The sequence below is a fragment of the Rhodococcus sp. NPDC080181 genome, assembly GCF_040702225.1.
Taxonomy (GTDB): domain Bacteria; phylum Actinomycetota; class Actinomycetes; order Mycobacteriales; family Mycobacteriaceae; genus Rhodococcoides; species Rhodococcoides fascians.
The window spans coordinates 109,446-135,955 of sequence record NZ_JBFBKN010000015.1; the positions used below are offsets into that span (position 1 = coordinate 109,446).

Consider the following 26,510-nt stretch of genomic DNA (forward strand, 5'->3'; position numbering starts at 1 on the left):
CGAGCGGCAGCCGGAGCCGGTTCAGGAGCGACGGTTGGTTCGGGCGCAGCAGCAGTTACAGGAGCGGCAGCGACCGGGGACGGTTCGGACGTGCCAGTCTCGGCGGTTTGATCGTTGACGGTGAGCTGCTGGCCGACGTGGATGATCGTCGATGGTGCAGTTCCGTCGGCGTTGATGATTTCTTTGTAGCGGTGTCCGTCACCCAGATGTTGCTCGGCAATGCTCCAGAGACTGTCTCCTTCTCGAACTGTGTAGGCCCCGTCGACGGTTGTGGGTGCGGCGGCGGGGAGCTGAAGTTTCCATCCTGGTTGCAGCCATCCGTCGTCGGTCAGGACGTCGGCATTGAGTTGCTTGATCTCGGTGTATCGAAAGCCATCGCCAAGGTGGCGCTCTGCGAGTTTCCATAGGCTGTCGCCCTGCTGCACAGTGATGGTTTCCCCGTTGATGGGTCGGGCGGGGGCTTCTGCTGGATGCGGTTGGCTTTGTTCCGTTACTTGGATCGGGGCCGAGTGTGCAGGAGCGTCCAGAAACGGCATCGCGGTGAGGGGTTGGGCTGTGGCGGTTCCGGCGGTCACCAGCATCAGCGCTCCGCCTATGAGAATGGAGGCGCTTCGCTGCTGAAGACCGAGGCCTCGGAGTCGAGGTGCTTTGATGCCGCGTAGTGCTGCGGCCAGCTCGATAACGATGCTGAAGGTGAAGCTAGCCCAGGCGAGCCAGCCGATCCAGGTCACGAATCCGAGGAAAAGCGATCCGTCGTCTTGGGCGGTCAAAGCTGTTTTGACTTGGTTCAGATCGGGCAAGGTCGACGGGATCGGGTTGCCGCGAAATGTCCATAGTGCGAGCGGGAGTCCTACGACGAGGACGAGGAGGACGATCAGGTAGAGCAAACCGGTCAAGCGCCGTCGGATGGTCGTCATGCGTGTGTCCTTTCCGATGGCTGCAGGGTGGCCGATGTCGTGCAGCGTTCCTCCGCGAGTTGTGGGATCACGTCCTCCGTTTGTTCGTGGAGTTCCGTGGCTCGTCTGCTCTGCGGTGGATTGGTCATGGGGTGCCGGGGATTCCGAGGTTGGTGCGGTTGAGGTTGACGGTGGCTGTTCCGATGATCTGTTGCGGTCCGACGCCGATCAAACCGAGTACCCGAGGTTGGTAGGTCGTTGTGGTGGTGACCAGAAGTGTTGTCGGTCCGGTCTGCACCACGACGCCGGGAATTCCTGCTGCAGCAAGGTATTTGGTGGCCTTTACTTGCGCTGTCAGTGGGTTGACTACGACGTTGGTGCCGCGGACTGCAAGTGGTTCGATGATGGCTTGTCCTGCCCCGCGGGCTGCTTCTTCGGCGACTTGCTCGGCGCGCTGTTTGGCTTGGACTTTGCCGCCGCCGTCGACGACGAGGCCCATCATGATCAGCAGCGCCATGGCGGTGATGACACTCCACATGGCGATGGTTCCGGCGTCGTTGTGCGTGTCCCGGCGTGTGCAGGCGGCTACGGCCCGGCGTAGTGCATCGGTCATCGGGTGCGCTCCCGGTAGGTGTCGACGGGTGAGGTCGCGGTCGCTGTGATGGTCCGTGAGCCCATGACTTTCGGGAATCCGAGTGCGTCGAGGGAGATGACGCAGGTGACGGTCGCCGAGACGGAGGCGGTGACACCGGGGCGGGTTCGGAATCCGCCGAGGTCGGTGTTGACGTTGAGAGCGGTGCAGGTCAGACCCCGTGCTGTAAGATCGTCGCGGGCGGCGGCTTGTGCATCTGGTGCGGCGGCGAAGGCTGTTCGCGCGATCGAGGCGGTGCGCGCTGCTTCGTTCGCGGCGTGGACTACTTTTTGGTGCGCTTGCGCGAGAACGCCGAAGGTGACGATGAGTGCGATCAGGAACAGTGTGGCGGGAGCGACGATGACTGTTTGCAGTGCCGATCCACGATCGTCGGCTCTGGCCGTGGCTGCTAGCTGGCGTAATCGGGCGGCGGTGTTCATCTGGTTCCTGGGGCGGTGACCCGTTCGACGGGAAGCGTCTCGTTGACGTGGATGTCGAGAGGAAAGAACGGGATGAGTCGGATGGGTTGTCCGGTGATCTCGACGGTGGCTTCCCGTGCGCCGCGGTTGACGAGAATGATGGGTGCGCGCAGGGTTGTCGGGCCGGCGGTGGCTGCGAATGCGTATCCCGCTGCTGTGCCGGCTGCAGCGCTGCCGAATTGCGATCGCGCTTGTCGTAGAGCTTCTTCACCTGTCGAGATCGCTACGGTTCGTGCGTGGGCGTATAGAGCTGCCTGTATTGCGATGAGGAAGAGCAGTAGGACGACACCGAAGACGACGACGGTTTCGAGGGCTGCTCCGCGGTCGTCTTGGCGTATCTGGCCGATCCATTCGCGCAGTGGTGCGTGTGGTTCGGTATGCATCGCTGGTCCTCCCCTATCTCGTTGGGCGAGTGGTGGGGTTACTGGATTTGAGAGAGGTATCGCTGGCCGACCACTGTGATTCCCGCGACGATGAGGATGGCGAGGACAACGAGGCCGGCGGTGATGATGACCGTCTCCATGCTGTAGCCCTTGTCGCTCTTGCGTCCGCCGGCGCGGTCGGCCATGCGGGTATACGAGAACAGTGCCAGCGCGAACAGTGTCGCGGTGGTCGCGGCGATTCGGTTTGCGATGGTGCGTGATGCTGCCATGTGACGTTTCCCTTCAATCTGTAAACCCTGGTGTGCGTTGAGCTCTGAGTGGTGGTCAGACTATCGCCAACACCGGACACTTCGAGCAGGTGAAGTGCGCAGATCAGCGTTTGTGCAGCTCACCTCCTGTAGTTGATCGTTGAATGACAAAGCATTCGGGTCGTCTGGTTCTCAAATGCCCATGATGTTCACCGCGGCCGGCACGAGCAGCATGATCATGAACAGCACGGCCAAGGCTCCGAGAGGTGCGTCCATCTTCTTCGTTTTGGCTCCTGCTTCGCCTTGCTCTTTCGAGAGCAGGGCACTGCGGAGCGCACCGGCCCGGGCGGCGAGAGTGTCTGCCACGCTCGCCCCCTGGTCACCGGTGTAGGTCATGATGTCCGCGAGATCTCCCAGCTCCGGAAGTGCAAGTTCGGCTGCGAGATTCGACAGAGCGGCCCAGGGTGCTTGGCCAGCAAGGGAAGCCTTCTGCAGCTCGGCATCCAGACGTAGGAACACCCAGCTATCACCAACGGCGGCAGCGCGTTCGAGACTTTGGAATGCTGCGACGCCGCCGCTTCGATTCAACGAGACGAAGTCGATGAATGCCGCCAGCGCTCGGGTGAATTCGAGTCGAGCACTGGCCGCGCGTGTCTTGACGTCGGCGTCAGGCGCGAAGAAGCCAACCAAGGCCAGGACGAGCGAACCGGCTGCGGGAAACACGAACGGCACCGCAATGCCGAAGAGCGCAAGGAGTGCAAGGGAGACCGGAACGATGATCAGACCTATTGCGGCGGAAAGGATCTTGTCTCCGATGAACTTCTGTGGGGTCTCTCGGAGAATCGCAAGGTCCGCAGTCGGGATCCTGAACCATGCCTGCGATCGCAGTCGCGGGTAAAAGCGGGCACCGACTCTGTAGGACAGGGCATCCGAGCCGGCGATGTCGTCGCCACCGCTGGTGTCGACGGCGTACGGGTCCGAGGCCGCACCGGACAGACGTTCCATGGCGTCGCCGAGGGCGGGATCGGCCGGCAGCATACGTAGAACGAGGAGGATCAGGCCGAGGGCGGCGACCGCCGCGAGGGCGATTGCCCAGAGCTCGAAATCGTTCATGCTGCGCTCCTCGCACGTGCGTTGTTTGCCGCCTCGCGGTCTTTGGTGCCGATGAATCTGGGGTATTTCACGGGCAAGGTGTATCGCTTCATCCAACCGAGCACGAGGCCGAAGCCGACGAATTCGAGGAAGAGAACAGGTTGGAGGAGGGGCTGTTTGTACGGATCCATGTAGTTGCTGAACAGGAACAACCCGGCGATCAGGGCGACGGTGATGACAGTGACCCATCGAGCAGTCGTACGTGGCCCTTGTCGCTCCGCCTCGGAGGTCCTGCGGTTGCGCACGTTCTCTGCCACCGATTCCGAGAGGCGCTTCAGGGCTGCGGTGAGGCCGGAACCGCGCAGGCGCGCTGCTTGCCGAAGGGCTCCTACTACGTAGTCACCGGTCGAATCGTCGAGGTCGTCTGCGAAACGGAGCAGCGCTTCGTCGATCGACACGTTGCCGCGCAGGCGGGTGATGAGGCTGGTGATTTCCGGCCGCAATGCTTGGGGCATCCCTCGGTGCGTTGCGATGATGGCTTGTTCGAGGCCGGATCCGGCCGCGAGGACGCCGGTCAGGTTCCGCACCCACTCTTCGAGGGCGTTGAGTCGTTCGATGTCGTCAGCGGCCGCGGACGATCCGAGGAGGTAGGGGACGCCTACTGCTGCAATCGGGATGATGGGAAAGAGGACGAACCAGCCACTGAGCAGCCATGCAGCGAGACCGAGCGCGATGCCCACCGCGAAGAGGATCTTTGTCTGTCGAGGTATACGGGTTCGGGGGGTGCGGTGCCGTGTCGGCGCTGTCGGGTCGCGGCGGTCACGGATTCCGTTGGCGAAGAACCATATTCCGGCGGCGAAGAGGATGACGATGCCGACGGCGGTAATCGTGTACATCAGCGTTCACCTCCTACGATGGTGTTGATAGGGATTTGGTTCGGACTGAATCCGCCGGCGTAGAGCTTGCGGAGCAGCGACTGTGGCAACGTGCCGTATTCGCCGGTACCGCTTGATTTTCCTTCGTAGATTTTGGTCACTGCAGGCATGGCGTTCTCGCCTGCTTCGATGTGAATGACCTCGCTGACGAATCGGACTTGACGGCGCTCGCCGGTGTCGGCGAACTCGTAGTCCGTCTGCAGCTGGATGATGAGGTTGATGTGGTGTGCCACTTGGCGGTAGGCGTATTCGGTCGGTACTCCTGCTTCGAGGGCGCAGGTGACGAGTCGGTCGACCGCTCCTGCGGCTGTGTAGGCGTGGGTTGTGCTCAAAGACCCTTTCGCCATCTGCATTGCTTTGAACATATCGATGATTTCGCCGCCGGCGACCTCGCCGACAATTACACGGTCCAGCTGCATTCTCACGAACTGGTACAGGATGTCTGACAGGGTCGTCGCGCCGCGTAGCGCTCCGGTCAACTCGTTTCGCTCTCCACCGCCGGTGATTGCCTCGGCTGCAACGACATACGGTCTACGACCGTCGAGCTTGTCGAGAAACAGTTCGTACTCGGTCTCTGCTGTGCCGATTCGCGTCTGCAGAGGAAGGCAGTTGGCGAGGGCGCGGAGGTTGGTCGTCTTACCCGATCCCATCGGGCCGGAGATCACGACGGAGGCACCACCGATGACTGCTGCGCTGAGGATCTCGGACAGCAGCTGGGGCATGACCCCCATTTCGACCATCTTGTCGATGGTCACGTCCTTGTGGCGGTGCATGCGGATGGCGATGCTGGGATGGCGAACCGCGTAGCCCATCGCGGAGAGGCGTATGTCGCCGGGGAGATTGAGGCGAAGATTGGGGTTGACCTGCGAGAACGGTCGCCCGCCGCCTGGGGCTCGCTGGGCGAGGTTGGTCAGCCAGTCGTAGAGTTCTTCATCGCTGTCCGCGATCGGGGGGCGCGTCTGCATGCTCCCGTCCGGGTACATCACGATGACGCTGTCGCCGTTGATGAGGATGTTCTCGACGTTCGGGTCATCGACGAGCGGCTGCAACGGTCCGAGTCCGAACAGCGTGTCGAAGACCGCCTTGACCAGCGTCTGTTCTTCTTTGACGCTGAGTTGCTTGTGGCCGGTGTCGATTGCGGACTGCACTTCTTTGCTGACGAGATCGATGACGATCTGTCTGCCCAACTCGCGCTCTTCGTCGGGTGTCATGGCGGTGATGCCTGACTCGGGGCTGAGCGCCTGGTCCGCTCGTTGCGTCTTCCTGAGGGAGAGAATTTCCGAGGCTTCTTTGGTCAACTGCTTGACCAGCTGATGGTCGGTGCGCGCAACTTCCAACTGACTCGATTGGAAGGGCGAAGGCGCGGTGAACGGGACCGTCTCAGCCGCCGGGTTGGCATGGCGGCCGTCTTTGCCTGCAGCGGCGATAAGGCCGGCGGAGTGGGTACCGTAATGCCCTCTCCTGTACCGCGTCACCTCATCGTCTTCATCGCCGAGAATGACCGGATTGGAGGCGAACATCGGTAGGTCGGGTAGGGCTGGTCGATCGTCGTAGTCGAAGTCTGGTGCGTTGTCGCTCATGCGGTTTCTCCCTTAGCCTTTCGGGGCTACTTACGCGAGTTGTGAGGTGTATGGAGAGTTGGCGATCCATGCAGGCTGGTGTGTTTCGTGGAAACGCTCGATCTTCTGCCAAGTTCCGTCGATGGCACGTAGGTAGCTCGATCGACGTCGCCTCCATTTACTGAGCGAGGCACCTTCGGAGAACACCTGAGCGTGCACCGGCGACTCGGGAACAACGGCGATCACGTCCAGGCCGGTCGCTGCTGCAGCCTCAGCAGCGCTGTACGGCTCGGTACCCCTCACGATCAGGCCGATGCTGGCCGGTGACTTCGTGTTCTCCAGATGCTGTTGCAGTGGCCCAACACCAGCACGAACCGCTGCCACTGCGGTCCTGGTAGGACGTAGCATGATGGCGATAACGTCACTGTGACGGATCAGGTCTTGATGTCCGGATCGTAGATTCAGGCGGCCGGCATCGACAAGCAGGTCACCACCGCCCTGTTTCGACAAAAGAGCCAGATGCGCCCCCAGGGGTCCCCATGTCGATTTCATCGATTCCGTTTGCGCGGCATTGACGAGGCCGGGCACGAACCATCCCTGCGCCTTTGTCGGCTCGTCGGGGTCGAACGGCCCGATTCTGACTATCTGGTTGTGAAAGGCCGGGCCGATTTGCCCGTGCCTGTTCGGCTCGACCAGTTGGATAATCGATCGGTCATGCCGACGGCGCGCGTGAAAGAACCCGGCCAGCGTCGGAGACGAGCCGATCGGATCCGCCTCGATGTACAGCAGCTTGCTGGAGTCTGCAGTGAGAGCGATTCCCAGGCCGGTCGTGGAGACGCCTGGCGAGCCTGAGATCGAGGTCAGTGTGACGAGCATGGCTCAGCGCTCCCGGGAGTCGAGGACGATGGCGACGCGGTTGGTGGCGGCCCGGGCAGCGATCCAGCTGGCCTCGCCTTTCTTGACCAGAACGTCCACTGTCGTCTGCCCTGTCTCGAGAATCTCCTTCACTGCAACTACCTGCGCGTTCGCGGTGACCGGTCCCTGTACCGGGGAGTCGTCCTGATCCCGGGGAGTGTCGACGATCCGGACGTTGTCGCCCGCGAGCAGTGGCTCTGCGGGAAGCTTGCCGATCGCTACGGTGATGCCGACCAACGTGTTGTCTCCACTGGGGATTACGGCGCTGGTGACCGACGATGAGTTCAGTGCCGAGCCGCTCAGGAGCGGGACTGCTGCGCTCTGGCCCACGACCGACGCTTTGTCTGTGGCGGGAACGGTAGCGATGGTCGCATCGCTGTTGACCTCCGCCGTTGTGAGGTCGTCGCTGGTGATTGTCTCTCCCTGCGGGACATCGCGAGCGAGAACCAGAATCGTCGAGGTGGCGCGCATGGCGTTCACCAAAAAGACCGCTCCCACGATGGCCACGGCCATGAGTGCTACTCCAGCGATCCAATAGGACCGACGACGACGCACTTTGGTGGTCGACACGACCTCGGTGAAGTCATGGCCCGGCTTGGGTGCCGCATCTTTTGCACTGCGCGACTCCCCCACCGCGGCGGTCGATGTCTTTTCTTTGAGATTGCCGAACATAGCCATAGCTCAATCACTTTCCGTTGGTGTCGTGGCTCCGAGGCCGAGATGTGCTTTGAGGGCGGTTCCGATCAGGTGACTGCGGGAACGGGCTTTGAACTGATCTTTCAGTTGATCGATGATGACCCAGTCATCGGCGTACAACCCGACCGTGACCCCCTTCTTCTCCGCCTTACCCTCAGACGGCTTCCCACCTACTCCCCTGGCGCGGAACAGACTTCCGCCGATCTTGCCTCCCGGAAACAGGAGGCTTTCAAGGTCACTGTGGACATCTTCGATTGCAGTTATGACCACCTCGCCATGAGTCCTGCCTGTCCGCTTGCTCGCCTCTGCCAGGCTTTGCGCAACTGCGACAGCGAGGTGAACCGTGGACGGCACAATCGTGTCGTCGTTCCCCAATTCCGCTGCACCAGAGGATTTCTCATCCTCTTCCTTGGAGCTCAACTCCACCACCTCCGCTGACGTAGCACCTACCGATCCGGCCGGCGGCCGTGGCATGAAAGCCGCGCCGAGCGACTGTCGCGCAGGCGGAGTTTTCGGCACGTCCGCACCCTCAGCGCTGTCGGTCCTCACTCACGATCCTTCCGATATCCCCGTCCACATGAGTCGCAGTCTCGAGTGCGACGTACGAGATATACCGGGTCTCACGGACACCGCGAACAGCGCCTTTTCACGCCGAAACCTGCAATACGAACACCACGTTCGTCACACCAGAGGACCCCACCCCCTTCCGACCAGCACAAAGGGTATCTCCACCTCAACAACAGTGGTAATCAACGCACAGTGCATAACAGTTCGATAACAAGATCACCGATCGCGCACTTGTCCTCCACCGCAGCGATCGCAGTGCAGCCCCAACCATCACGCGCCGCGCCCACGGACGGCCACCAAGGGGTCTTCCCTCCCGCCTCTACGGGCTCTTGTCATACCTCCAACCCAGCGATACACACGGTTCACCGTTACGTTCCTCACCGGTGGACTGGTTCTTGCGTTCCCATCAGTGCCCCATCACCGGGCCATTGCCTGCCTATCGTGAGCATCTGGTGTGCAACTGATGGTTAGTTGTCGTTGGTCTGCTATTCCCGTCGTGAACTACTAGTCGCCTATCAGTACGCAGCCGCCGAAAAATTGTCTCCGTATCGTGCGACGGTCGCTTGTCAAGCGGTGCCCGATCATGTTCAACTCACTGGCCGTGGGCACAGTCATAGAACTGATGCCAGAAGGGTGGTGACACGCCACTGTTTACCTGCAACCATCGAAGCATGAGCCTCTCCGACACCGCCTCCGCGCCAAGCCGCGCGGTCGCCGCGCGAGCGCTCGAGGACCTGCAGTGGCATCGCGATTTCCATCGCCAGTCTCAGTTCCGCTGGTGGGACACCGAGGCCGCGCTCGTCGCAACAGAATTCACTCACGGACAGGACCACTTCCAGACCGTGCACGACCTCGCGCACCTGGAACGACATCGGCTCGCTCTCGCCGACTACACGTCAACCTGCCAACGAGCCCTAGGCCATGCGCTCAAACAATCACAACGCCTCCTCGACACGAGGAACTGGTACTTCGCGGCAGACACCCTCTTGCTGTCGCCGCGGATATGCGAGCAAAGCAGCTACCTCGCGACCTGGGCCGACCCATACGATCCAAGAGCATTGAGCAACCCTCAGGTCCAACGCATCCAGCGTTCCTGCGAGCGCATGATGTTCGGGAATCCCCTCATTCTCAGCTGGGAACTGAGTCATCTGTGGAACCTCTACCGCGCCGCCGAAACTCTTCTCGAAGACACCCTCGTAGACCTCACTATCGAGCTCTCGGAATCAGTCCCCGACGCCGCCCTGTTGTGGGCAACCCAAATGACGTCGAAGATTGGCTTGAGACGCCGGATATCCGATCAGCGGTCGAGCCGTGGAGAGCCCGGTGATCCCCGCCGCCGACCATGTCAAAGCTACACACTTCAACACTAATCGAGTGCAGCCCTATATGGCGTCTTACCTGGTCTTTTCGACAAAACGCTCGAACGTCCTCGCGCCAAACTACGCGCTCGACCTCGCACTCCTCTACCGACATCGTTACCGTCCACAACTCGCTCTATTCCTCGCATGTTCGGCGAAGGCCTGCTTATGACAGAGCAAGGGCCGAAACGCTCTCCAACTCGCACGTCACTGCGCACTAGCCCTCGCATTGCTATTCCGGTGTCTACTCGTGCTCTAAATCGCGGACAGACGCGTAGGCATCCTCGTTAACATCATCGTCGCGAAACACCCATCCGGATTCGCTGCTAAAACCCGACCTTGACTGGTGTGTGAATACGCGATGTGATGTGTCCAGAACGTCGCTTGATGCTTCGCTGTGTAGAACGCACAGAAATACGCATCCTGACTCGCGTCGATCTACGCGTATCAAAGTGCGCATCACACACGGTTTGACGCCGCACATCAAGCCGCGTGGATTACCGCGTGCTCAAGCACGTTGTCTTCCGCACGGTGTTACGCATTGCGCTACGCGTGTCTACACGCTGCTGTCTCAGCGGTGTGTTACACACAGCTCGCTGCGTAGTACTCCGCGTAGCTCAACACGGTTTTTTGCGCGTAGCTGTGCGCGTTGACTTACGCCCCTTAACACGCACCTGTACACGCGAGCTGCTGCGCGTTGACACACACGATCGCCTACGCGTACTCTCGCGCACACAACCACGCACGACAGCCCGCGCTTTTACCCGCGTAGGAGGCTGCGGGCAGATTTGAGCCACACACGCCACTCGTCGCGATTCGGCTTGTGAACGCTCTGGTCTCGCTCGTCCCTCAGCGCTGGAGCAGATGGCGCGGATCCAGAATCCTGGAAGGAAGGTTCCCATTCGATGGCGATATCAAATTCTCTCGCAGTGACCCAGGGCAAAGGGGGAGTAGGCAAAACGACAGTCGTGGCCAACCTCGCAGGCCTGTTCGCCGCTGCTGGCTACCGCGTTCTGGTCGGCGAGTTCGACCCGCAGGGCAACCTGTCCCGCGATTTCGGCTACGAAAAACAGTCCGGTGAAGAACTCCTGATGGCGTTGATGTCCGGCGGACGACCCCCAGTCATCAAAGACGTCCGACACGGTCTCGACGTTATCCCTGCTGGTCCAGCGCTTGTCGACGTCGCAGGAATGATGCTCTCCAGACTCAGCCGCGGGGGAGAAACATTGGGACAGATCCTCGACAAGGTTCTCGCTCCGATCGTTCCCGACTACGACATCGTTCTCTTTGACACCCCGCCGGGTGACGTCATCATCGGAGACGCAGTCTTGTATTGCACATCCTCAGTCCTGATCCCCACCCGCGCCGACGACGGCAGCCTGGACGGCCTCGACCGCGTCGCTGAGCGCTTCGCGCGTGCCCGAGAACACAATCCGCAACTGCGATTGGCCGGCATGCTCTTGTTTGCGGTCGGCAGCAGGTCGCAACGTCTCCAGGACCAGGTCCGGGAGAGTATTACGCAAGCAATTCCTGACACGATCGCGCCCATTTTCAATACGACGATTCGCTACATGGAAAGCGCCGCTGCGGATGCGCGTCGACATGGCCTGCTGGCACACGAGCTCGAAGGAGCGACTGCGAGCGCGAAGAAGGCTCGACTGAAAGCGCTGCGAGACAAAGTAAAGCCGCCGAGCCTCCTACTGTCGCGGGATGCTACCGGGCTGGCAGACGACTACGAGGCCCTCGCAACCGAAGTCCTGCATCGTCTGGCCGAGCTTGCAGACGAAGCCAACCGCACGCAAGAAGGGGGAGCAGCATGAGCGCCGTCGAACGCAAGAAGCGCGCCAGCCTGGCAGACCAGTTCGACAAGCCGGCCCCACGTGGATCCGGCCTTGCCAACATTTTTCCTCGCAATGGAACCGGCGCTCTCACCAGGCCTGCACCTACAGAACCTCCCTCGACCGACAAACCTGCTGGCAACTCGAAGGACGAACCGCACGTGGCCCCCGCCGAAGCGGCGACGGCTGCTGTCACAGAAGCCACACCCACACCCGCACCCACACCCGCACCCACACCCGCACCCGCACCCACACCCGCACCCGCACCCGCACCAGCCGAGCCGACGACGTCATCCATCACCGCGGAACGGTCCGCACCCGACCTGGGTGCAGCGGCACCTGCGGTCGTCACCGACGAGGATGTTCGTCCGATCGCGGTCTACGTTCCTGCAGCGGTGAAGGAAGCATGGAAGGCACGGTCCCAAAGGGAAAAGAAGTCCTACGGCGAGATCGTCGAGGACGCCTTCGCTGAGCACACTCCGGAAACCCTGGTCCGTCTATTCGCGCCTCGCCCCGTCGAATCACCACGGGGTGGAATGCCGCGTCTGGCCCGCCCGAAAGTCGCGAGCGGGGGAGTGGAGGTGCGCCCGCATCTGTGGGTAGCCCAAACCGGGTGGATCGACGAGCAGGTAGAAGCAAGCACCCTTATCCCCTCACGAAGTGCCCTCATCGCTGCGGTGGTCGAAAACTATTTGACCTCTTGATCGACCCGCCGGAGCGTCTTGCTCCTGGCTCCCCACCATGCTCCCCACCATGCTCCCCACTCCGGTGGGGAGCATTTTTCTGCCCTTGACCTGGTCTAATGTCCATGCTCCCCATGCTCCCCACCAATACGAGCCCAGGTCACGCGTAGGTGGATGAAGTGGTGGACGCTGGGAGCCCGTTCGACAAGTTGGGGTGTTCGTGGTGTCCGGTGCCGCAGAGAGAATGTCAAGAGATTTCGCCACTTCTGTCACAGAGGTCGATCGAGGTGGATCTACCCGTCATGTGTGGAACGACAGCGGTACGGACGATGCAGAGAGGGGCACGGTGCACGTGAGACGACAGGCAGGCGACACACCGCGTGTCACGTCCTCCCTGTTTCTGTTACCGAATCCGTTTAGTGTGATCGCATGGCTGGAAGCAAACCTGGGAGAGAGTCGAAGGGCCCTCGCAAACCCGCAATGGTGCGCACGCCTGACAAGCAGTACGCGCACTACAAAAACGAGGCCGACGCCCTTGGCCTCGACCTCTGCGATTACTACGTCTACGTCATGGCGCTGCACCACGACTTACCCATGCCGCACTACATCCAAGATCGAATCAATCCCGACCAGTACAAGCTGGGCGCGTGATGACCGAACCCTAGATAGCGAAAAACCCCCCTCGTGCTTGGCGGCGAGAAGGGGGGTCTTCCAGATTCACATATGAGCGAATCGCTCCGCTCCAACCACCCACCGGGAACAACCACGAACACGACAGGAGGTGTATTGACATCATAGCTCAGTACCCCAGCCTCGCCGTGATTTGCGGTCCTGACCGGGATCGCGTCGCACCCCGTCTCGGTGGTCTGTCGTGACCTCACCGACTCCCAACCGTGGCCACATGTGGTCGATGGACAACATCCGTCCACGCCTCGAGCAGCTCGGCGGCTTCAAAGCCACGTCGAGTACCCAGTTTCAGGCTCGGTGCCCTGTTCACGACGACCGTCACGCTTCACTATCAGTCACCTGGACTCCGGGCCACCACAGTTCCGGCGGGATGGTTCTACTGCGGTGCCATGGCTGCTCAGCGACGGCCGCGGAAATAGCGGAGCGTCTCGACCTCGGTTTGTCCGATCTGTTCGACGAGCCGTTGCCGAGCAGGGATCCGAGCGCACCGCGTGTGGGCCGATCCCCGCAGCAACGTGCAGCCGGCAAACGACGTGGGCGTCTGGGGCGTCTGCCTGCCCGGATAGCCGGTCCGGTACCGGAACCCGAAGTCGAGCACTCTTGGTCGGAGGTTGCGCGCTATCGCTACACCGATGCCGACGGCGTATTGGTTCAGGAAGTCATCCGCGAAGAGTGCACCTCGTGCGGCGTCAAACACAAACGATTCCGACAGTTGTTCGTCGGTCCGAATCGCACCTACGTCAAACGCAAACCTGCGGTGTTCACCCCAGTCCTGTTCGCGATGCCGCAGCTGCAAGCGGCCCTATCTGCCGGCCAGCCGGTTTGGCTACTCGAGGGCGAGAAGGATGTCGAGACCGCAACGCGTCTTGGCCTGTGCGCGACCACGAATGCCCAAGGTGGACTGAACTTTCCGCCACAGCTCGCCGACTTGTTCACCGGTGCTGCCGTGCGTGTTGTTCTCGATCGCGACGCTGCCGGATACGACCGCGGCATCGAATTGGCGTCGCTGCTCGGCGCGGTCGATGCCGAGGTACAGCTACTGCTACCCGGCACCACAGACGACAAATCAGACTTCACAGATCACGTCGAGGCCCAGCTGTGGGAACCAGACGATGCATGGAACGGTTTGATCCCCGTCCATGTCGGTGAGGTTGCGGCACATGCTGCTCTGGCCAAGCTTCGCGGCAAGGCCGCCGAGGTCGAGAAGGCGGCGCAGGAAGCGTCCGCGCGTGCCGAACGTGGGCGGGTATCGGGTCACCAGGATGAGTGCGCCGACGAGTTGCGCCTTGCTCAGCGGTGGGCCGTCGAGGCGGAGCGCCTGTTCGAGCCGTTGAGCGAAGCCGTCGATGCGGTGCGTAGTTTCGCTGCCGCCGAAGGCACGAAATGGTCGCAAGAGGCGGTCGACGCCGCTACCGCAGTGTGGCGCACAGCCCGCACTGCTGCACGTGCCGCACACGATATTTCCCGCACTCCGATTCCACCGCTGCTGCACGACGAGGACGAACAGGAGGCGACGCCACCGTCGACTGGATCCGGTCACGTAGATTCCGATGCCGATGAATCGAGCCCTCCGCTCTCCGAAGGACCGCAACTGCACGTTGTCGGGGCGGCCACTCGCGGCGCTCAGATATCGGCACCGACGTATCGGGTTGTCGAAGGAAGCCTCGTCGAAATCGTCACCAACCGAGATGGCGAGCAGACCGCCAAAATGGTGCTCAGCATCGATGCTCGGATCGTGGAGATGGAATACCTCGAGTCGCAGGACGACGGCCTCGACGTCGACGCGCCGACGCTGCTCGGACGCGAAGACATCGCCGGGCAACGGGAAGCCAATCCGCCGTCGCCCGAACAGCTTTCCGCTGTCGTCATCGGCTACACCCATCCTGATACGGGCGAGTTCATGCGCATGAGGGTGGACGCACAGGACTATCGGGACTGCACGTGGGTGGATTCTCTTCCCGGTCCGCCGACGTACGACTCCAAACCCTCTGGGATCGCCAAACTTCGCGACGCCCTGAAAGTAGCCGGCGGGGTGACGATTGCCCGGACGGTCCGATTCCGTTCCACCGGTTGGCGTAAGGACCGAAACGACGAGTGGTTCTACGTGCACGCAGGTGGCGCTATCAGTGCTGCCGGTGCCCGTGTTGCACCGGTTCTACTCAGTGGGCCGCTCTCGCGTTACGACCTGCCGTGCCCGATCGCCGATGCACCTAGATTGCGTGATGCCTTCATGGTCGATTCGGGATCGATGCTGACGCGCCTGCCGGTGCGAATCGCTGCACCGTTGCTCGGGCACGTCTTTCGTGCGGCTTTGGGGCCGAACCCATGGGTCCTGTCGCTCATCGGTTCGCCTGGGTCCTACAAGACCTCGATTGCCTCGATCGCGATGCATCACTTCGGTGAGCTCTGGGATCGCCGGCGGCCGGCATCGTCGATGTCCGGAAACGGTGACACCCTCAATGCGCTTCGGATCAAACTGAATTCGTCGAAAGATGCGCTGTACTGGGCCGACGACGTCGCGCCCACACGAGACTGGGGAGCTGCACAGAAAGCGCTCGAGGAGTTCGCGCGCATGGTCCACAACGGCGAACAGCGGAGCCGTTCCAGTCGCGATGGATTGAGCATCCTCGACGGCACCGCCCCTCGCTCGTCCGCGATGGTGACCTCGGAGGTCATGCCTCGACCGGGATCCGGTGCGCAGCGCATGTTGGTGGTGCCGTTGCAGTCCGACGAGATCGAACTCGACGAGCTGATTCGACTCGACAGTGAGCAGTCACGACATGGACGCGCCCTGCTGATGGCCTCGTTCCTGCAGTGGTTGTGCCCCCGTCTCGAGGAGCTGCGGGACAAGGTCTTCAACGAGGGTGCGCACTACGCCGAGGGCCTGCGTGAGCAGGGTGAGACCGTGCGCCAGGCCGAAGCTGTCGGTGCCGTGTGGGCAGGGTGGCAGGCGTTCACGGCCTTCTTACTCGACGTCGGCGCACTCGATGCCGATGAAGTCGAGCAGGTTCTCGACGTCGTCGACGGCGGGTTGCACGACGCGGTCGTCGCTGCGGCCGATCCTGATCTTCCATCACGTACCGGAGCTCGGGTGCGCGAGCTCCTTGCGCACGCTCTCCGTACCGGCTTGGCCTATGTCGACGACGTGCGGACCGGCGAAGCACCCGACCGCCCGCTGGCCGGCCGTTTGGGGTGGCGGCGGACGTTGGTCTCGGACTATCAGGAGATCAAGAAGTACCGCGAAGACGCCCGCGGGATTCGGTTGGGGTACGTGCTCACCGACCCCGGGCCACGCGACGGCGAAGCGCAGCTGTTGATCGAATCGACTGCACTCGAACAGGTTCTGAAGGCCGCGGCGTCGACGATGTCCGATGCTCCTCAGATCGATCGAGGCACGGCGCTGCGGGCCCTCTACGACGAGGGTGTTCTCATTGCAGAGGAACGCGCAGGCAAGACGCCCCGTTACACCGTCCAACGCACCATTCATTGCGAGGAACGTCGGCAGCGGATGACAGCGCTACGTCTGTGGGCGATCCTCGGCGATGGTCCCGACGACGGCCAGATCGGCATCTTCGACGCTGATGGTGGACCCGACGATTCACCTGACGGTTCGACACCGAGCGACATTCCGGGTTCGACCTCCGCAGTGGCTGATCTTGCGACGTTGTTCTCGGTATCGAACAGCGACACCTCATCGACGACGGACAGCTCTCGTGCCGACGACGCCGAAGCTACGTCTGACAACTCCGAACAGGAGGACATTCCAGTGGGAAGCTACCCCGACGCCGAGGGTCATATCGCTGTCGCAGAACATATTTCACCGAGCGTCCCGTGCGTGAAGTGCGGCGTGGGCTCGGGCCTTCGCTTCGATGGCCACGTGCTGCACGCCCAGTGCTGGTTCGGAAGCACAGTAGCTTCCCGCGCTGCACTGGTTGCCGATATCGCAGCCGCAGCGAAGCCGCCTGCGCCCGCTGTTGGCCCGCGGCCATCGACCGAACCTGCTCGTCGAGCGGCTTCCGAGGCCGCCGAGTCGAGTACTGCTGCAGTCGAGCAACCCAGTGCGCCGCTTGAGACCACCCAGCCTCGGCGTTCAGCTCCCGCGAAGACCGCGGTCAACCCGTTCGCCGCCCCTGCCGCCGTCCTCGACGTCGACGGTATTTGGATGCCCGATGGCAGTCGGATCGATTTGCCACAGAATATGTTTCACGTCGGACACGTGGCAGAGCTGGTGCAGGAACTGCGTCTGGGCACTCAGACCTCGTCGTGGCAGACCGAACCCGGGCAGATCTGGGTGACCGCGGCGATGACCGAGAAGTTCGGGGTGGATATGAGCACGCTGAGCGACGATCCGTCACAGCGACGCAAAGACGTCGGCGAGGCCACTGCTGGCACGGCGTTCGTCACCGATGCGATCGCCGATGGCTGGACCTTGGGTAAGCCCGGTGACCGGCTCGGCGCATGGACCCGGGTGTGGCGAACCCAGGGCGAGCACCGCGGTGTGTGGGTTGTTCTGGCTGCCGGCATGAACGCCGATCCGCGCGATATCCCCATTCTCGGAGACAGACCGTCACCGAGCACACTCGCGCGTCGACTGTCGCTGTTCGCCAGTGCGCTGAAGATGCCGTGGGTAATCACCCCGCAGTCCACAGGTTTCGACCTGATGATCTCGACTCGATTCAAGGACCGCGAGCGGATGTTCGGGGCACAGACCCCCGTCGGCCCGGCCACCATCAGCTCTCTCGAGGACGATTACGCGTGGTCCAGGAAGCCGACCAGCGACGAGACATCGATGACCTACGTGCACGCGTACGACCGTGGCGGCTCGCACGCTGCGGGAATCGCTGGCTTGGAGATGCCGATCGGATCGGCCACTCATCATCCGGACGGGCGAGCGTTCGACAAGAAGCTGCCGGGCTATTGGCGGGTGGAGGTTCCCGAGGCAGGGGACTGGCGCATCCCCCATCCGTTAATGCCTCTCGGCGGCCGTCCGGGGCTGCTGTGGGTGACCACACCTAGCCTGCAGGTCGCCGGAGAACTCGGCTACGAGCTCGAACCCGTCGAGGCCTACGTGTGGAACGAACATGGCCGAGTACTCGATCCGTGGTACGAGCGAATCCGTGACGCACGAACAGCTTTGGACGTCGATGACGTCGACGCTCAGTTGGCCAGGGATCTGCTCAAGGGCGTCTACACCCGCACGATCGGACAGATGGGGTCCTCGGTCCACATGACCGGCCGAGCCGGTTTCTCGCCTGAGCGACGCCATCACATCATCGCCAAAGCGCGGGCGAACATCACTCGCCGCATTGTCAAGATCGGCACCGTCTCCGACCGGTGGCCGGTGGCCATCACGAACGACACGGTGCTCTACACCAGCAACGACCCGGATCCGATCGCGTCCTGGCCCGGCGAAGACAAGCAGCTCGGTCGCGGGTTCGGCCAGTACAAGTGGGAGGGCTCCGCTCGACTCGAAGATCACCTCGAGTTCCTCGTCGGTGGCCGCTACAAGGGCAAGGAAGCGTTGACGATGAACTGGGATGCCACGACAGGTAAGGGGGAATAGCCGATGGCCGGTCGCAAACATGCTGGCTTCAAAGAGAACCTGGAAGCAGACGAACGCCGACGCAGCTCACTGTTCCAGGGCCTGACGGGTCGGCGCGGTGCCGATGTCTCCGGAAAGGCCGGCACCGCCCCCGACATGCGCGGGATGCTCCTCGCCGCGTACGGCCCGGGCACTCGGGGCGGAGTGAACACTGCCGCAGCTGCGCGCGATCTCGGGGTCTCGCGTCGTACGGTGGAACGGTGGGTCGCCGCCGAGGGACGCCAGCGGATCTCGAAGCCGAAAGCAGAGACCCTGAGCAAGCTCACCACGAAGTCGCGGCAAGCAGCGACGACGCAACAGGGCCGGCGCACCGCCATCAAAGCTGTTCGAGAGAGTAAACAGGGCAAGTCGATCGCCAAATATGGTGCACGCGTGCAGATCAAGGGTCGGCAAGGTGTCGCAGGCGGGGGAGGGTTCTACATTCGCAATCGTTCCATCCAAATCCCTCCGGATCAGAGTGGTATGTCGCCGTCCGACGTCGAGTCGATGTGGTCGGCGTACGAACGCGGCGGCGACAAAGGGCTCTCGAAGTGGCTCAGCGGATACGCCAGCGATCGATACGTCGACGGATGGACCTTTGAGAGCATCGACAACATCTCCGTCGACCCGGTCTGACCGTACGAGTCGGCGAGTTCGGGTGTTCGGAGTGTCCGGTGCGACCGCTACGGTATCGGTGAAATCACGAACAGCAGCGCTTCTGCAGGAGGGATCAGGAAAACATGTTCGAGACCAAGTCTCAGCAGTGGAAGACCCGGGTCGTTGGTGCGGTGGTGGGTCTGATCCTCGTCGGCACGGTTGTGCAGGCCAAAATGGGATACGGCTTCTTTCTCGGTCCTCTCAATTAGTGCGACGTGAACCCGAAGCGGCCCCGGTGGACCAAACGACAGCTCGAGGTCGCGTTCACCGCGTGTTACGGACCATCGGTCAACGGTGGTGTCGATATCGACTATGTCGCAGCAGCATTCGGGGTTACTCGCCGTACCGTTCAGCGTTGGCTGAAGGGCTCACCTCGCGCTCGAGCGGCCATTCCCGTTCGCCGGTTGCAGCAACTTCAATTTCCCCTTCCTGAGATCCGACGAGTTGAACAGCAGACCCTCGCGAATGCGCGAACTGTCCTGACCGGGCTCGATCTTCCCCGGGGCCGCGGTGTCCGTAAGGAATGGCGAGAGCGACGATGGATGGACCCCCATGTCGTGGCGATCCTCCGCCCCCATGGATCTCCTGACTTACGGCAGGCGGCGATTGCCAGAGGTGCCCCCCGCCCTGTCGCAGCACTACACAAGCGTGGACCGCTCGATGACTTCGTCACCGTTCCCACTCGATTTCACGCCGACGTCCTCGTCGGGGAGCTGCTCGACCGCGTCGGGCCGTGGCGGCTCTATCCGGACGATCGCGTCGTCGAGCTCGGCCGAACCCGCGTGTGGGCCGCGTGGGCACCACCGATCGACCTACCCACTATCGCCCGCGGTGCAGGCTTGCTCGACAACTGAGCCTGGCCCGCCCGACGCCCCCAATTGCTCAGATCCGCACCCTTGTCCGTCCGTGTGGCCCCGAGACGAGTCGAGCCGAGTCACAGAAAGAGTGAACCACGTTGAATCGCAACACTATCCGAGACCTGGGCCTGTACATGGCCGCCGCTCCATTAGCGCTCGCGGCCATTTACATGGTCGTGTATTGGCCATTTGAGGCAATAGCCTCGGTCCAGATGCATATAGGTGCCGAATCCGAGGTCATCACAGAGTCGACCCCACCGACAATGCCCGGCGCTCGAACTGGCTTCCTGCTTCTCTTCTTCGCCGCAGTTGCCGGCCTCGCTCTCGTCGCGGCGGTGCGCCGATTCATCGAACCGAACGAGACCGAACCGAACAGCATCCCTGGAACGTGGCGCACACGGACCCTGATCAGTGCCGGATTGTTCACCACCGGCCTGGCAATGTCTACATTACTGTCCCCTGAAGATGCCGAAAACATCTCGCGCACAAGCGACTACAGCAACGCTGGGCAATGGTGGCGCAGTGCGCACCTTCTCGTCGCCGGCTCGGCTGAGGAACCGTTCTTCAGTGCGCTTCCGGTCTTGTTGCTCTTTGGGGTCGTCGGACTGGTCTGGCGCGTCCGGCCGTGGATGCTCGGCATCGTCATCGCGAGCTCAGCCCTGTTTCGAGCTTCCATCCATCTGTACCAGGGAACAGGGCAGGCGCTGTCGGCACTCGTATGGGGCGCTGTGGCCGTCTACATCTATTATCGACTCCGCAGTCTCACGGGACTCGTTCTGGCCCATACAGCGTGGAATGCACTCGTCATTGCAAACAACGGTGACTACACCGCGGCTCAGATAGTGATCGGCGGGGGTATCGCGTTCACCGCTCTGTGGTCGATCTATCGACTGTCGAACCCGCCCAGCCTCGACCTTTTCGACCGACCGTGCCCGCAACCAGCGGATGACCACACCTCGATCGCCACCAGCGAAGGACACCGATGACCAATCTGACGAACATCAAACGGTGCGCGGTAATCGGCAATGCGGTGATCGGCGTCAGCGCCTTCACCAAGAGCGGAATATCGCTGTGGCAGCTGGCGACCGCCAGTGGATACCCGGCAGCACTGGGATGGGTCCTTCCACTGGTGCTCGACGGAATGGTCATCCTCGCAACACTCATGCTCGTCGTCGACGCCTCACACCGTTGGTTCGCGTGGGCCCTACTGATCCTCGGGTCGATCGCATCGACCGCCGGCAACATCGTGCACGTGTCGATGGCGGACTACAGCTCGACCTTCACCGTGGCCGCCCTGGCCGCCGCCGCCCCGCCGCTGGTGCTGCTGGTCACCACACATTTGATGATCCAGTTGGTCCGACTGGAAGATCCAACGTCGGCCGACACGGCATCAGACCCGCACTACGTGCACCTGAACAGCCACACAGAGGCCGAGATGGCCGTTCTGTGCGTCAACACCCTCAGGTTGGCCAGCGAAGGCCATGAGATCGATGCAGTGGCCACCAGCACAGGGCTACCCATCGATGTCGTCGAAGAAATCATCACGGCCGCGGAGTACGAGATTCACTCCGCGGAACAGGACCGCCATCCGATCCCAGCCACCTGACGAAGCCCGACCAACCGGCGATCGGTCATCGATGTCCGCCTGCGATGTGCACGAGGAAGTACGCCCCCTGAATCTGGTGCACAACAGGCCGCTGACGAGGTCCGTCTCCCAATGTCCATCACACCGCGCCGAACTAGTCTGCTCCACAGCGCAGACGTGTGTACTCTGGCGGGTCGACACCGACTGAGGGGACGACAACAGTGAGATACACCGCACCGCAAGCAGCGGAAGCGCTCCAGGACTTGCTCCGGCGCGCCGACGGGAGCGCACCGAATATTAGTCGCGACGACATCAAGACTCTCGCAGCGGCCAACCTGCTCACCAACAGAAGTACGACATCGATCCCCCGGTTCGACGCTGCCGACATCAAGCACCTGGGCACCAGTGTTCGATACGTCGGACACAGTGAAATCTGTGGGATCGCCGCTGCGGGACTCGTCTACAAAGTGTCGGTCCTCCCTCGTCCGCGAGCCTTCCACGAGGACGGTTCCTGGGGGTGGGAACCGAACCCTGTTGTCGGCGTGAACGGCCGACTATTGCGGGACCACATGGGGGTCGACTACAGCGAAAACCCTCTGAGCAGGACTGCGCTCGGGGGGTTCGAAGGTGTGTGGCCGATCTCTGCGAAGAATGCCGACGCGCTGGCGCAAAACAGGGGCCTGCTTCTTGCATCGTGCAAGGGGTACGTCGGGCCGGCGAAGATCAGAACAGTCGTCGATCACCTTCCCATCGACGGGTCGACGCGGCGCTACCTCGTCACCCAACCCGTCCCGACCGAGGTCGAAGGTTTTCTTGGCCAGGGCCTGTGGATCAACGGAAAAGGGGGTCCGATCTCGACGTTCCTGTAACAAGGCGTGCGGACCTCGCCTTCTCGGCCTCCGGTAGCTGCGGCTACCGGAGGCCGAGCTCGTTTGTCGCATAAGCGGGGCAGTTGGGTTACGCGCCCAGGGGCTTACTCGGCCAGGCTCGAATCAGCGGGTGTTGCGAGGGTCGAGGTGCAGCTCTGCCAGGACGGCCCACAGCCGCTCGTCGTCCTTGTCGTCTCGATGGTCAGCGATGGCCTGCACGAGCGTGTTGATGATCTCGCGAGAGCGTGGATTGAATCCTGCTGCCCGTGCACCGGCCCAGGCAAGGGGGTCGTCGACCACCTTGTCGAGCCTGTCGAGAGCGTGGATACACAGATCGTGGAACTTGCCGGCGCGTTTGTATTGTGCGTCGTCGAGTTCGCCGGCATCGAGCGCTGCTGCTGCTTGCTCGACGTAGACATCGATGATTGCGTTTGCACGGTCGTTGAGCTGCGGATCGAAAGTGAGGGTATTCCAGAACGCGCGCCAATCGGCTGTGTCGCCGGCTGTGTTCGAGCGGGGGAGGAGGTTGTCACGAATGATCGCAGCCAGTTCCGGGTCCGTCAGTTTGCTGGTCGCTCGGGCGTCAGCGGGACTCGGGGGGAGCGGGGCCGGCGTCCTACTTCGACGCCATGGCTCGGGCTCGGTCATATGTGCAGCTTCCCTCTCGAACGTCGCGGTCGTCTTTCGTTGGTGGCCCGTGACGTTTGCTCGGTATTTGTATCACTCGAACAGGACACTTCGGTCTGCTCTTTTGGCCGCGTCGTGAACTTACCGCCCGGCGCACCCGCTGTCCCCGGCACCGGGTGCGCCGGGGACATTTCCGCTTGTCAGGTGCTGTTTTTTGTCGGTGTGTCGGAGTAGGTTCGAGTTGTTCTGTTGATCGGGCGGACTGACCATCCGCCCCTTGTGTCAGCCCTGGGAGGGTTTCGTCGTGAGCGGTGTTTCGAGTGAGAACGCGGTGTCAGGTAGCGAGATGGTGACGAGTCAGCGTGTGGCGTGGGCGTATCTCGCTCACGTGGCGCGCGGGCAGGGCGCGTTGGTTCATCAGGCGGTGTCCTTATCGGGCGTGGAGGCTGCAGCCGAAGCTGTGCGGCATCGGGAAGTGTCGGAGGACTTGTTGAGCGCGACAGCTCGCTCGTGGGAGTACTCAGGTGCCGAGGCAGACCTCGAGACGGCGGCAACGTTGGGAGCACGATTGGTCACTCCTGCGGACGCTGAGTGGCCGCAGCGGCTCCGCATGGCCGGATGGATGGAGGGATCGACTCCGGTCGCTCTGTGGGTTCGTGGGGCGGGCCTGCTGCCCGGTGCCGAAGTGTCGGCGGTAGCGCTCACCGGCACCCGGGCTGCGACGGCCTACGGCGAACGTGTCGCGTCGGAGTTCGCCGGGGATCTGGCGATGCGCCGGGTGTCGGTCCTGTCGGGCAGTGGGTTCGGGATCGAGGGAGCGGTGTTGCGGGCAGTGTTGGGGGTCGGTGGGGCGCCTGTCGCGGTGATGCCGTGCGGTTTGGACCGGGCGTATCCGTCCGGTCATGCTCGGTTGCTCGAGCGCGTGGCAGAACAGGGCGTGGTGGTGAGCGAGTACTCGTTTGGTGCAGAGCCTCGGCGTGAACGATTCAATGGGAGTGGCGCGCTGCTGGCAGCTCTCTCCGATGCGGTAGTGGTGCCCGAAGCCGGGGCGCGAGGACGTGCACTGTCGGTGGCGAGGGAGGCGCACAGGCTCGGACGGACCGTGTACGCGATACCGGGGCCGGTGACCTCCGCAGCGTCGGCAGGTTGCCATGCGTTGATCACGGAAGGTGTGGGGCGTCTGGCCGGGTCGCCCGCTGATGTGTGCACCGATCAAACCCCTCGGCCCTGATCGGCGCGACCACCCGTTAAGGGGGCTTAACTGGCGCAAACCGCGCTCCTCGACGGTTCACTCATACGCTGGAATTTCCCTGAAAATCGTTTGTACAGAGAGGAATTGGTATGCACAATGCAGCTGTCGTGAATCCTCGTGGCCAGATCACAGATCCCCAGTTGGCGGGAGCGGTAGATGGTATTCGGCGCGCACTGACTGCGGAATCGAGCGGGCAACGCTGCCCGATGCCGTCGGCGGTGTCTATTCCGGGCCGGTTCGCGAGCGGCGAGCCGAAGGCAGCGGACCTGTGGCCGGTGTCCGCACACGGATACCTCGACGGGGTCCTCGCAGGAATCAGCGCCGTCACAGAGTCGGCCGAGTCGGATTGGTTCCTTCAGGGATCACAGGCGGTGTCGGACTTCGTGTCGGCACTGGCTGCTGCGGAGTGGGTTGTTTCGGCGCGCGATGTGGTCGATGTGCTCGACAAGCCCCACAACTGGAACCGCCAATTCGCGCTGTGGCGCGCTCTTGGATCTCCGGGGCCGCAGGACACCGGAGACGATGCGGTGGTCTGGTCGGTATGGACGTGGGGCCTGGACATAACCTCAGGCGTCAATATCGGCACAGTGGATCCTCTGCCGAGGAGTTCGACGTCGAGACTGCTTCCCGTCCAGTAGCTTTCGATCAAAGCGTTAGACGTGCGACAACAGGCCTGCCCCGGCAACGCGGGTAGGCCTGTTCTCGCTCACGCATGCCAGCACATTTCGTCCCAACCGCACTCGGTGCGGTCCCCGGCACCGAGTGCGCCGGGGGCGAAATGTGTTGCGCGTGACCCGTTCTTGTCGGTGGTCTCGGCTAGATTATGGGTGTTCTGTTGATCGGGCGGACTGACCATCTGCCCCCTGTGCCCTGGAAGGGGTTTGTCCGATGTCTTCTGTTTTTCGTATCTCTACGCCCGCCGATGCTGTTGCCGTGGCGGTGATGCTGGTCCGTTGTGTTCCCGAGAACGAAATGGTGGTGTTCACCCCGAACTCGCCGGGGGCCGTGATGGTTTGCCCGCTGGGGGAGGATGCGCCCATCGGTGGCGCGCCGCTGCTGGTGCCCAGCGGTCACCCCGTGCGTGATCTGGCCGGATCGCGCGTGGTGGTGGTGTTCGGTAGTGACACACACGCCGATGCGGCGTCGATGGCCGTTGTCCACGAGTTTTCGGGCGATGACGTGACCGTGTTCCAGTTCCACGAGGGCCGTGCACGCTGCTACCTGATGGACGGGGTGCTGGCGGGACCGGACGCGGTCGGCGAAGCGGTCGACCTGGCGGCTCACCCCTACGTGGTCGGGGCTTTGCTGGAGGGGCGGGTACGTCTGGCCTCTCGCGCTCAAATTCGCGCTGGCTTCGTTGCCGAACAGTTCGGCACCGAACGCGCCGGGAGCGTGGTGGACATGATGCGGGCCGCACGCGGGGCGTTCCCGGCAGTAGGGCCGATCTCGGCCGCCGAAACCATCCACCGCGAAGTGCTCGCCGGGTATCTCGATTCAGGCAATCGGGGAATCGAGGTATCGGACTACCACGCTGCGATGCTCGCAGCCGCAGCCTCGGACGTGCGCGTGCGCGATGTGCTGTTCGTTCACTTCACCGAAGCCAACGCCGCAGTCCTCGGCGAATTGTGGCGGCAGGTCGGCGCGGTATTGCCCGCCAGCGAAGCCGGTCCCGCGTTCGTCCTCGCTTCGCTGAGTTACTGGATCGGGCGGGAGGCAGTGCCGGCGCGTGAGGCGATGAACGTTGCCCGTGAGCTGGCCCCCGATTATTCCTTGGGGCAGCTGCTCGAACGCGCGTACAACGCGGGAATCAACCCGGCGCTGTGGGAGCAGATTCGGCCTGCTGCGCTCGATGCGGAGTCCGAGCGATCCCGTAACGAATGACCTGAATGCGATTGCTCCGAAACCGGTTTCGCTGAGTTCGCCATTTTTCGGCGAGCCGGTTTCGGTTCGACTGCTCGGAATATTTCTCGATTTCGATTGCAATCGAGTGAACTCGAATAACAGAAGCAAACCGCGAAGGCGCGCAGCGCTTCGACCCTTCCGCGAGTTCTTCGGAACGGCTTGCCGTTTCGCCTGCAGCGGCGGGCGCGCAGCGCCCAGCCTCAGCCCCGCAGG

Annotated in this window: 26 protein-coding genes; 14 read left to right on the forward strand and 12 right to left on the reverse strand. The window is 62.5% G+C overall.

Annotated features, from left to right (window positions below; all coding sequences use genetic code 11):
* From AB0O58_RS18030 to AB0O58_RS18080, 11 genes are all read right to left on the reverse strand, one after another.
* Positions 1-917, reverse strand: a 917-nt coding sequence (locus tag AB0O58_RS18030; RefSeq protein WP_366238570.1) for a LysM peptidoglycan-binding domain-containing protein, incomplete at its 3' end; no start/stop codon positions are given.
* Positions 918-1,041: 124 nt separating this feature from the next.
* The gene (locus AB0O58_RS18035; RefSeq protein WP_300402931.1) at positions 1,042-1,509 is read right to left on the reverse strand and encodes a pilus assembly protein TadG-related protein; all 468 of its coding nucleotides are present in this window, start codon (positions 1,507-1,509) and stop codon (positions 1,042-1,044) included.
* A complete protein-coding gene (locus AB0O58_RS18040; RefSeq protein WP_300402934.1) occupies positions 1,506-1,967 on the reverse strand; it encodes a TadE family protein in 462 nt (153 codons plus the stop codon). Before AB0O58_RS18040 ends, AB0O58_RS18035 begins: the two co-directional genes overlap by 4 nt.
* The gene (locus AB0O58_RS18045) at positions 1,964-2,389 is read right to left on the reverse strand and encodes a hypothetical protein (protein WP_300402937.1); all 426 of its coding nucleotides are present in this window, start codon (positions 2,387-2,389) and stop codon (positions 1,964-1,966) included. Before AB0O58_RS18045 ends, AB0O58_RS18040 begins: the two co-directional genes overlap by 4 nt.
* 38 nt (positions 2,390-2,427) lie before the next feature.
* On the reverse strand, positions 2,428-2,658 hold the full coding sequence (locus AB0O58_RS18050) for a hypothetical protein (protein WP_300402940.1): 231 nt from the start codon (positions 2,656-2,658) through the stop codon (positions 2,428-2,430).
* A gap of 171 nt (positions 2,659-2,829) precedes the next feature.
* On the reverse strand, positions 2,830-3,750 hold the full coding sequence (locus AB0O58_RS18055; RefSeq protein WP_300402942.1) for a type II secretion system F family protein: 921 nt from the start codon (positions 3,748-3,750) through the stop codon (positions 2,830-2,832).
* Positions 3,747-4,625, reverse strand: coding sequence for a type II secretion system F family protein (locus AB0O58_RS18060; RefSeq protein ID WP_300402944.1), 879 nt, complete (start codon positions 4,623-4,625; stop codon positions 3,747-3,749). The genes AB0O58_RS18055 and AB0O58_RS18060 overlap by 4 nt, the downstream gene beginning before the upstream one ends.
* Positions 4,625-6,244, reverse strand: a complete 1,620-nt coding sequence (locus AB0O58_RS18065; protein WP_300402947.1) for a CpaF family protein — start codon at positions 6,242-6,244, stop codon at positions 4,625-4,627. Before AB0O58_RS18065 ends, AB0O58_RS18060 begins: the two co-directional genes overlap by 1 nt.
* 30 nt (positions 6,245-6,274) lie before the next feature.
* The gene (locus AB0O58_RS18070; protein ID WP_366238571.1) at positions 6,275-6,811 is read right to left on the reverse strand and encodes a hypothetical protein; all 537 of its coding nucleotides are present in this window, start codon (positions 6,809-6,811) and stop codon (positions 6,275-6,277) included.
* Between the two features lie 291 nt (positions 6,812-7,102).
* Positions 7,103-7,816, reverse strand: coding sequence for an SAF domain-containing protein (locus tag AB0O58_RS18075; RefSeq protein WP_300402953.1), 714 nt, complete (start codon positions 7,814-7,816; stop codon positions 7,103-7,105).
* A 3-nt stretch (positions 7,817-7,819) separates the two neighbouring features.
* Positions 7,820-8,254, reverse strand: a complete 435-nt coding sequence (locus tag AB0O58_RS18080; RefSeq protein ID WP_300402956.1) for a hypothetical protein — start codon at positions 8,252-8,254, stop codon at positions 7,820-7,822.
* An 818-nt stretch (positions 8,255-9,072) separates the two neighbouring features.
* On the opposite strand from AB0O58_RS18080, the gene AB0O58_RS18085 reads away from it, so the two are divergent.
* The 11 genes from AB0O58_RS18085 to AB0O58_RS18135 all read left to right on the forward strand — a co-directional run bounded on the left by AB0O58_RS18085 (position 9,073) and on the right by AB0O58_RS18135 (position 22,516).
* Entirely contained in the window at positions 9,073-9,771 is a 699-nt protein-coding gene (locus tag AB0O58_RS18085) for a hypothetical protein (protein WP_300402959.1), read from the forward strand.
* A gap of 893 nt (positions 9,772-10,664) precedes the next feature.
* Positions 10,665-11,579: a ParA family protein gene (locus tag AB0O58_RS18090; RefSeq protein WP_300402962.1), complete on the forward strand. Its 915-nt coding sequence runs from the start codon at positions 10,665-10,667 to the stop codon at positions 11,577-11,579.
* The gene (locus tag AB0O58_RS18095; RefSeq protein ID WP_366238572.1) at positions 11,576-12,301 is read left to right on the forward strand and encodes a hypothetical protein; all 726 of its coding nucleotides are present in this window, start codon (positions 11,576-11,578) and stop codon (positions 12,299-12,301) included. Before AB0O58_RS18090 ends, AB0O58_RS18095 begins: the two co-directional genes overlap by 4 nt.
* 408 nt (positions 12,302-12,709) lie before the next feature.
* Positions 12,710-12,931: a hypothetical protein gene (locus AB0O58_RS18100; RefSeq protein WP_300402968.1), complete on the forward strand. Its 222-nt coding sequence runs from the start codon at positions 12,710-12,712 to the stop codon at positions 12,929-12,931.
* Between the two features lie 220 nt (positions 12,932-13,151).
* The gene (locus tag AB0O58_RS18105; protein WP_366238573.1) at positions 13,152-18,530 is read left to right on the forward strand and encodes a telomere-binding protein; all 5,379 of its coding nucleotides are present in this window, start codon (positions 13,152-13,154) and stop codon (positions 18,528-18,530) included.
* Positions 18,531-18,533: 3 nt separating this feature from the next.
* Positions 18,534-19,184 (forward strand): helix-turn-helix domain-containing protein, encoded by a 651-nt coding sequence (locus AB0O58_RS18110; RefSeq protein WP_366238574.1) that lies wholly within the window; start codon positions 18,534-18,536, stop codon positions 19,182-19,184.
* A gap of 104 nt (positions 19,185-19,288) precedes the next feature.
* Complete coding sequence (locus AB0O58_RS18115; RefSeq protein WP_300402979.1) at positions 19,289-19,414, forward strand: hypothetical protein; 126 nt, start codon at positions 19,289-19,291, stop codon at positions 19,412-19,414.
* A 6-nt stretch (positions 19,415-19,420) separates the two neighbouring features.
* Positions 19,421-20,059 carry a hypothetical protein gene (locus tag AB0O58_RS18120; protein WP_300402982.1) on the forward strand — a complete coding sequence of 213 codons (639 nt, stop codon included), beginning with the start codon at positions 19,421-19,423 and terminating at the stop codon, positions 20,057-20,059.
* A gap of 215 nt (positions 20,060-20,274) precedes the next feature.
* Positions 20,275-21,048 carry a CPBP family intramembrane glutamic endopeptidase gene (locus tag AB0O58_RS18125; RefSeq protein WP_300402985.1) on the forward strand — a complete coding sequence of 258 codons (774 nt, stop codon included), beginning with the start codon at positions 20,275-20,277 and terminating at the stop codon, positions 21,046-21,048.
* Positions 21,045-21,668 carry a DUF2637 domain-containing protein gene (locus AB0O58_RS18130; protein WP_300402988.1) on the forward strand — a complete coding sequence of 208 codons (624 nt, stop codon included), beginning with the start codon at positions 21,045-21,047 and terminating at the stop codon, positions 21,666-21,668. Before AB0O58_RS18125 ends, AB0O58_RS18130 begins: the two co-directional genes overlap by 4 nt.
* Positions 21,669-21,868: 200 nt before the next feature.
* Positions 21,869-22,516 (forward strand): hypothetical protein, encoded by a 648-nt coding sequence (locus AB0O58_RS18135; RefSeq protein WP_300402991.1) that lies wholly within the window; start codon positions 21,869-21,871, stop codon positions 22,514-22,516.
* A 123-nt stretch (positions 22,517-22,639) separates the two neighbouring features.
* Here AB0O58_RS18135 and AB0O58_RS18140 read toward each other — a convergent pair whose 3' ends face one another.
* Positions 22,640-23,164, reverse strand: coding sequence for a hypothetical protein (locus tag AB0O58_RS18140; protein ID WP_300402994.1), 525 nt, complete (start codon positions 23,162-23,164; stop codon positions 22,640-22,642).
* A gap of 283 nt (positions 23,165-23,447) precedes the next feature.
* On the opposite strand from AB0O58_RS18140, the gene AB0O58_RS18145 reads away from it, so the two are divergent.
* The 3 genes from AB0O58_RS18145 to AB0O58_RS18155 all read left to right on the forward strand — a co-directional run bounded on the left by AB0O58_RS18145 (position 23,448) and on the right by AB0O58_RS18155 (position 26,276).
* Positions 23,448-24,374, forward strand: coding sequence for a DNA-processing protein DprA (locus AB0O58_RS18145; RefSeq protein ID WP_300402997.1), 927 nt, complete (start codon positions 23,448-23,450; stop codon positions 24,372-24,374).
* A gap of 110 nt (positions 24,375-24,484) precedes the next feature.
* Positions 24,485-25,033 (forward strand): hypothetical protein, encoded by a 549-nt coding sequence (locus AB0O58_RS18150; RefSeq protein ID WP_300403000.1) that lies wholly within the window; start codon positions 24,485-24,487, stop codon positions 25,031-25,033.
* A 250-nt stretch (positions 25,034-25,283) separates the two neighbouring features.
* Positions 25,284-26,276: a DUF4192 family protein gene (locus AB0O58_RS18155; RefSeq protein WP_300403003.1), complete on the forward strand. Its 993-nt coding sequence runs from the start codon at positions 25,284-25,286 to the stop codon at positions 26,274-26,276.
* Positions 26,277-26,510: the final 234 nt, after the last annotated feature.

Bases quoted from the DNA above. Each gene is read 5' to 3' on its own strand.
- AB0O58_RS18110 (WP_366238574.1), top strand. From the start codon at position 18,534: ATGGCCGGTCGCAAACATGCTGGCTTCAAAGAGAACCTGGAAGCAGAC.
- AB0O58_RS18065 (WP_300402947.1), bottom strand. From the start codon at position 6,244: ATGAGCGACAACGCACCAGACTTCGACTACGACGATCGACCAGCCCTA.
- AB0O58_RS18130 (WP_300402988.1), top strand. From the start codon at position 21,045: ATGACCAATCTGACGAACATCAAACGGTGCGCGGTAATCGGCAATGCG.
- AB0O58_RS18060 (WP_300402944.1), bottom strand. From the start codon at position 4,625: ATGTACACGATTACCGCCGTCGGCATCGTCATCCTCTTCGCCGCCGGA.
- AB0O58_RS18115 (WP_300402979.1), top strand. From the start codon at position 19,289: ATGTTCGAGACCAAGTCTCAGCAGTGGAAGACCCGGGTCGTTGGTGCG.
- AB0O58_RS18155 (WP_300403003.1), top strand. From the start codon at position 25,284: ATGTCTTCTGTTTTTCGTATCTCTACGCCCGCCGATGCTGTTGCCGTG.
- AB0O58_RS18140 (WP_300402994.1), bottom strand. From the start codon at position 23,164: ATGACCGAGCCCGAGCCATGGCGTCGAAGTAGGACGCCGGCCCCGCTC.
- AB0O58_RS18045 (WP_300402937.1), bottom strand. From the start codon at position 2,389: ATGCATACCGAACCACACGCACCACTGCGCGAATGGATCGGCCAGATA.
- AB0O58_RS18085 (WP_300402959.1), top strand. From the start codon at position 9,073: ATGAGCCTCTCCGACACCGCCTCCGCGCCAAGCCGCGCGGTCGCCGCG.
- AB0O58_RS18100 (WP_300402968.1), top strand. From the start codon at position 12,710: ATGGCTGGAAGCAAACCTGGGAGAGAGTCGAAGGGCCCTCGCAAACCC.
- AB0O58_RS18090 (WP_300402962.1), top strand. From the start codon at position 10,665: ATGGCGATATCAAATTCTCTCGCAGTGACCCAGGGCAAAGGGGGAGTA.
- AB0O58_RS18035 (WP_300402931.1), bottom strand. From the start codon at position 1,509: ATGACCGATGCACTACGCCGGGCCGTAGCCGCCTGCACACGCCGGGAC.
- AB0O58_RS18150 (WP_300403000.1), top strand. From the start codon at position 24,485: ATGCACAATGCAGCTGTCGTGAATCCTCGTGGCCAGATCACAGATCCC.
- AB0O58_RS18095 (WP_366238572.1), top strand. From the start codon at position 11,576: ATGAGCGCCGTCGAACGCAAGAAGCGCGCCAGCCTGGCAGACCAGTTC.
- AB0O58_RS18125 (WP_300402985.1), top strand. From the start codon at position 20,275: ATGCATATAGGTGCCGAATCCGAGGTCATCACAGAGTCGACCCCACCG.
- AB0O58_RS18055 (WP_300402942.1), bottom strand. From the start codon at position 3,750: ATGAACGATTTCGAGCTCTGGGCAATCGCCCTCGCGGCGGTCGCCGCC.
- AB0O58_RS18075 (WP_300402953.1), bottom strand. From the start codon at position 7,816: ATGGCTATGTTCGGCAATCTCAAAGAAAAGACATCGACCGCCGCGGTG.
- AB0O58_RS18050 (WP_300402940.1), bottom strand. From the start codon at position 2,658: ATGGCAGCATCACGCACCATCGCAAACCGAATCGCCGCGACCACCGCG.
- AB0O58_RS18040 (WP_300402934.1), bottom strand. From the start codon at position 1,967: ATGAACACCGCCGCCCGATTACGCCAGCTAGCAGCCACGGCCAGAGCC.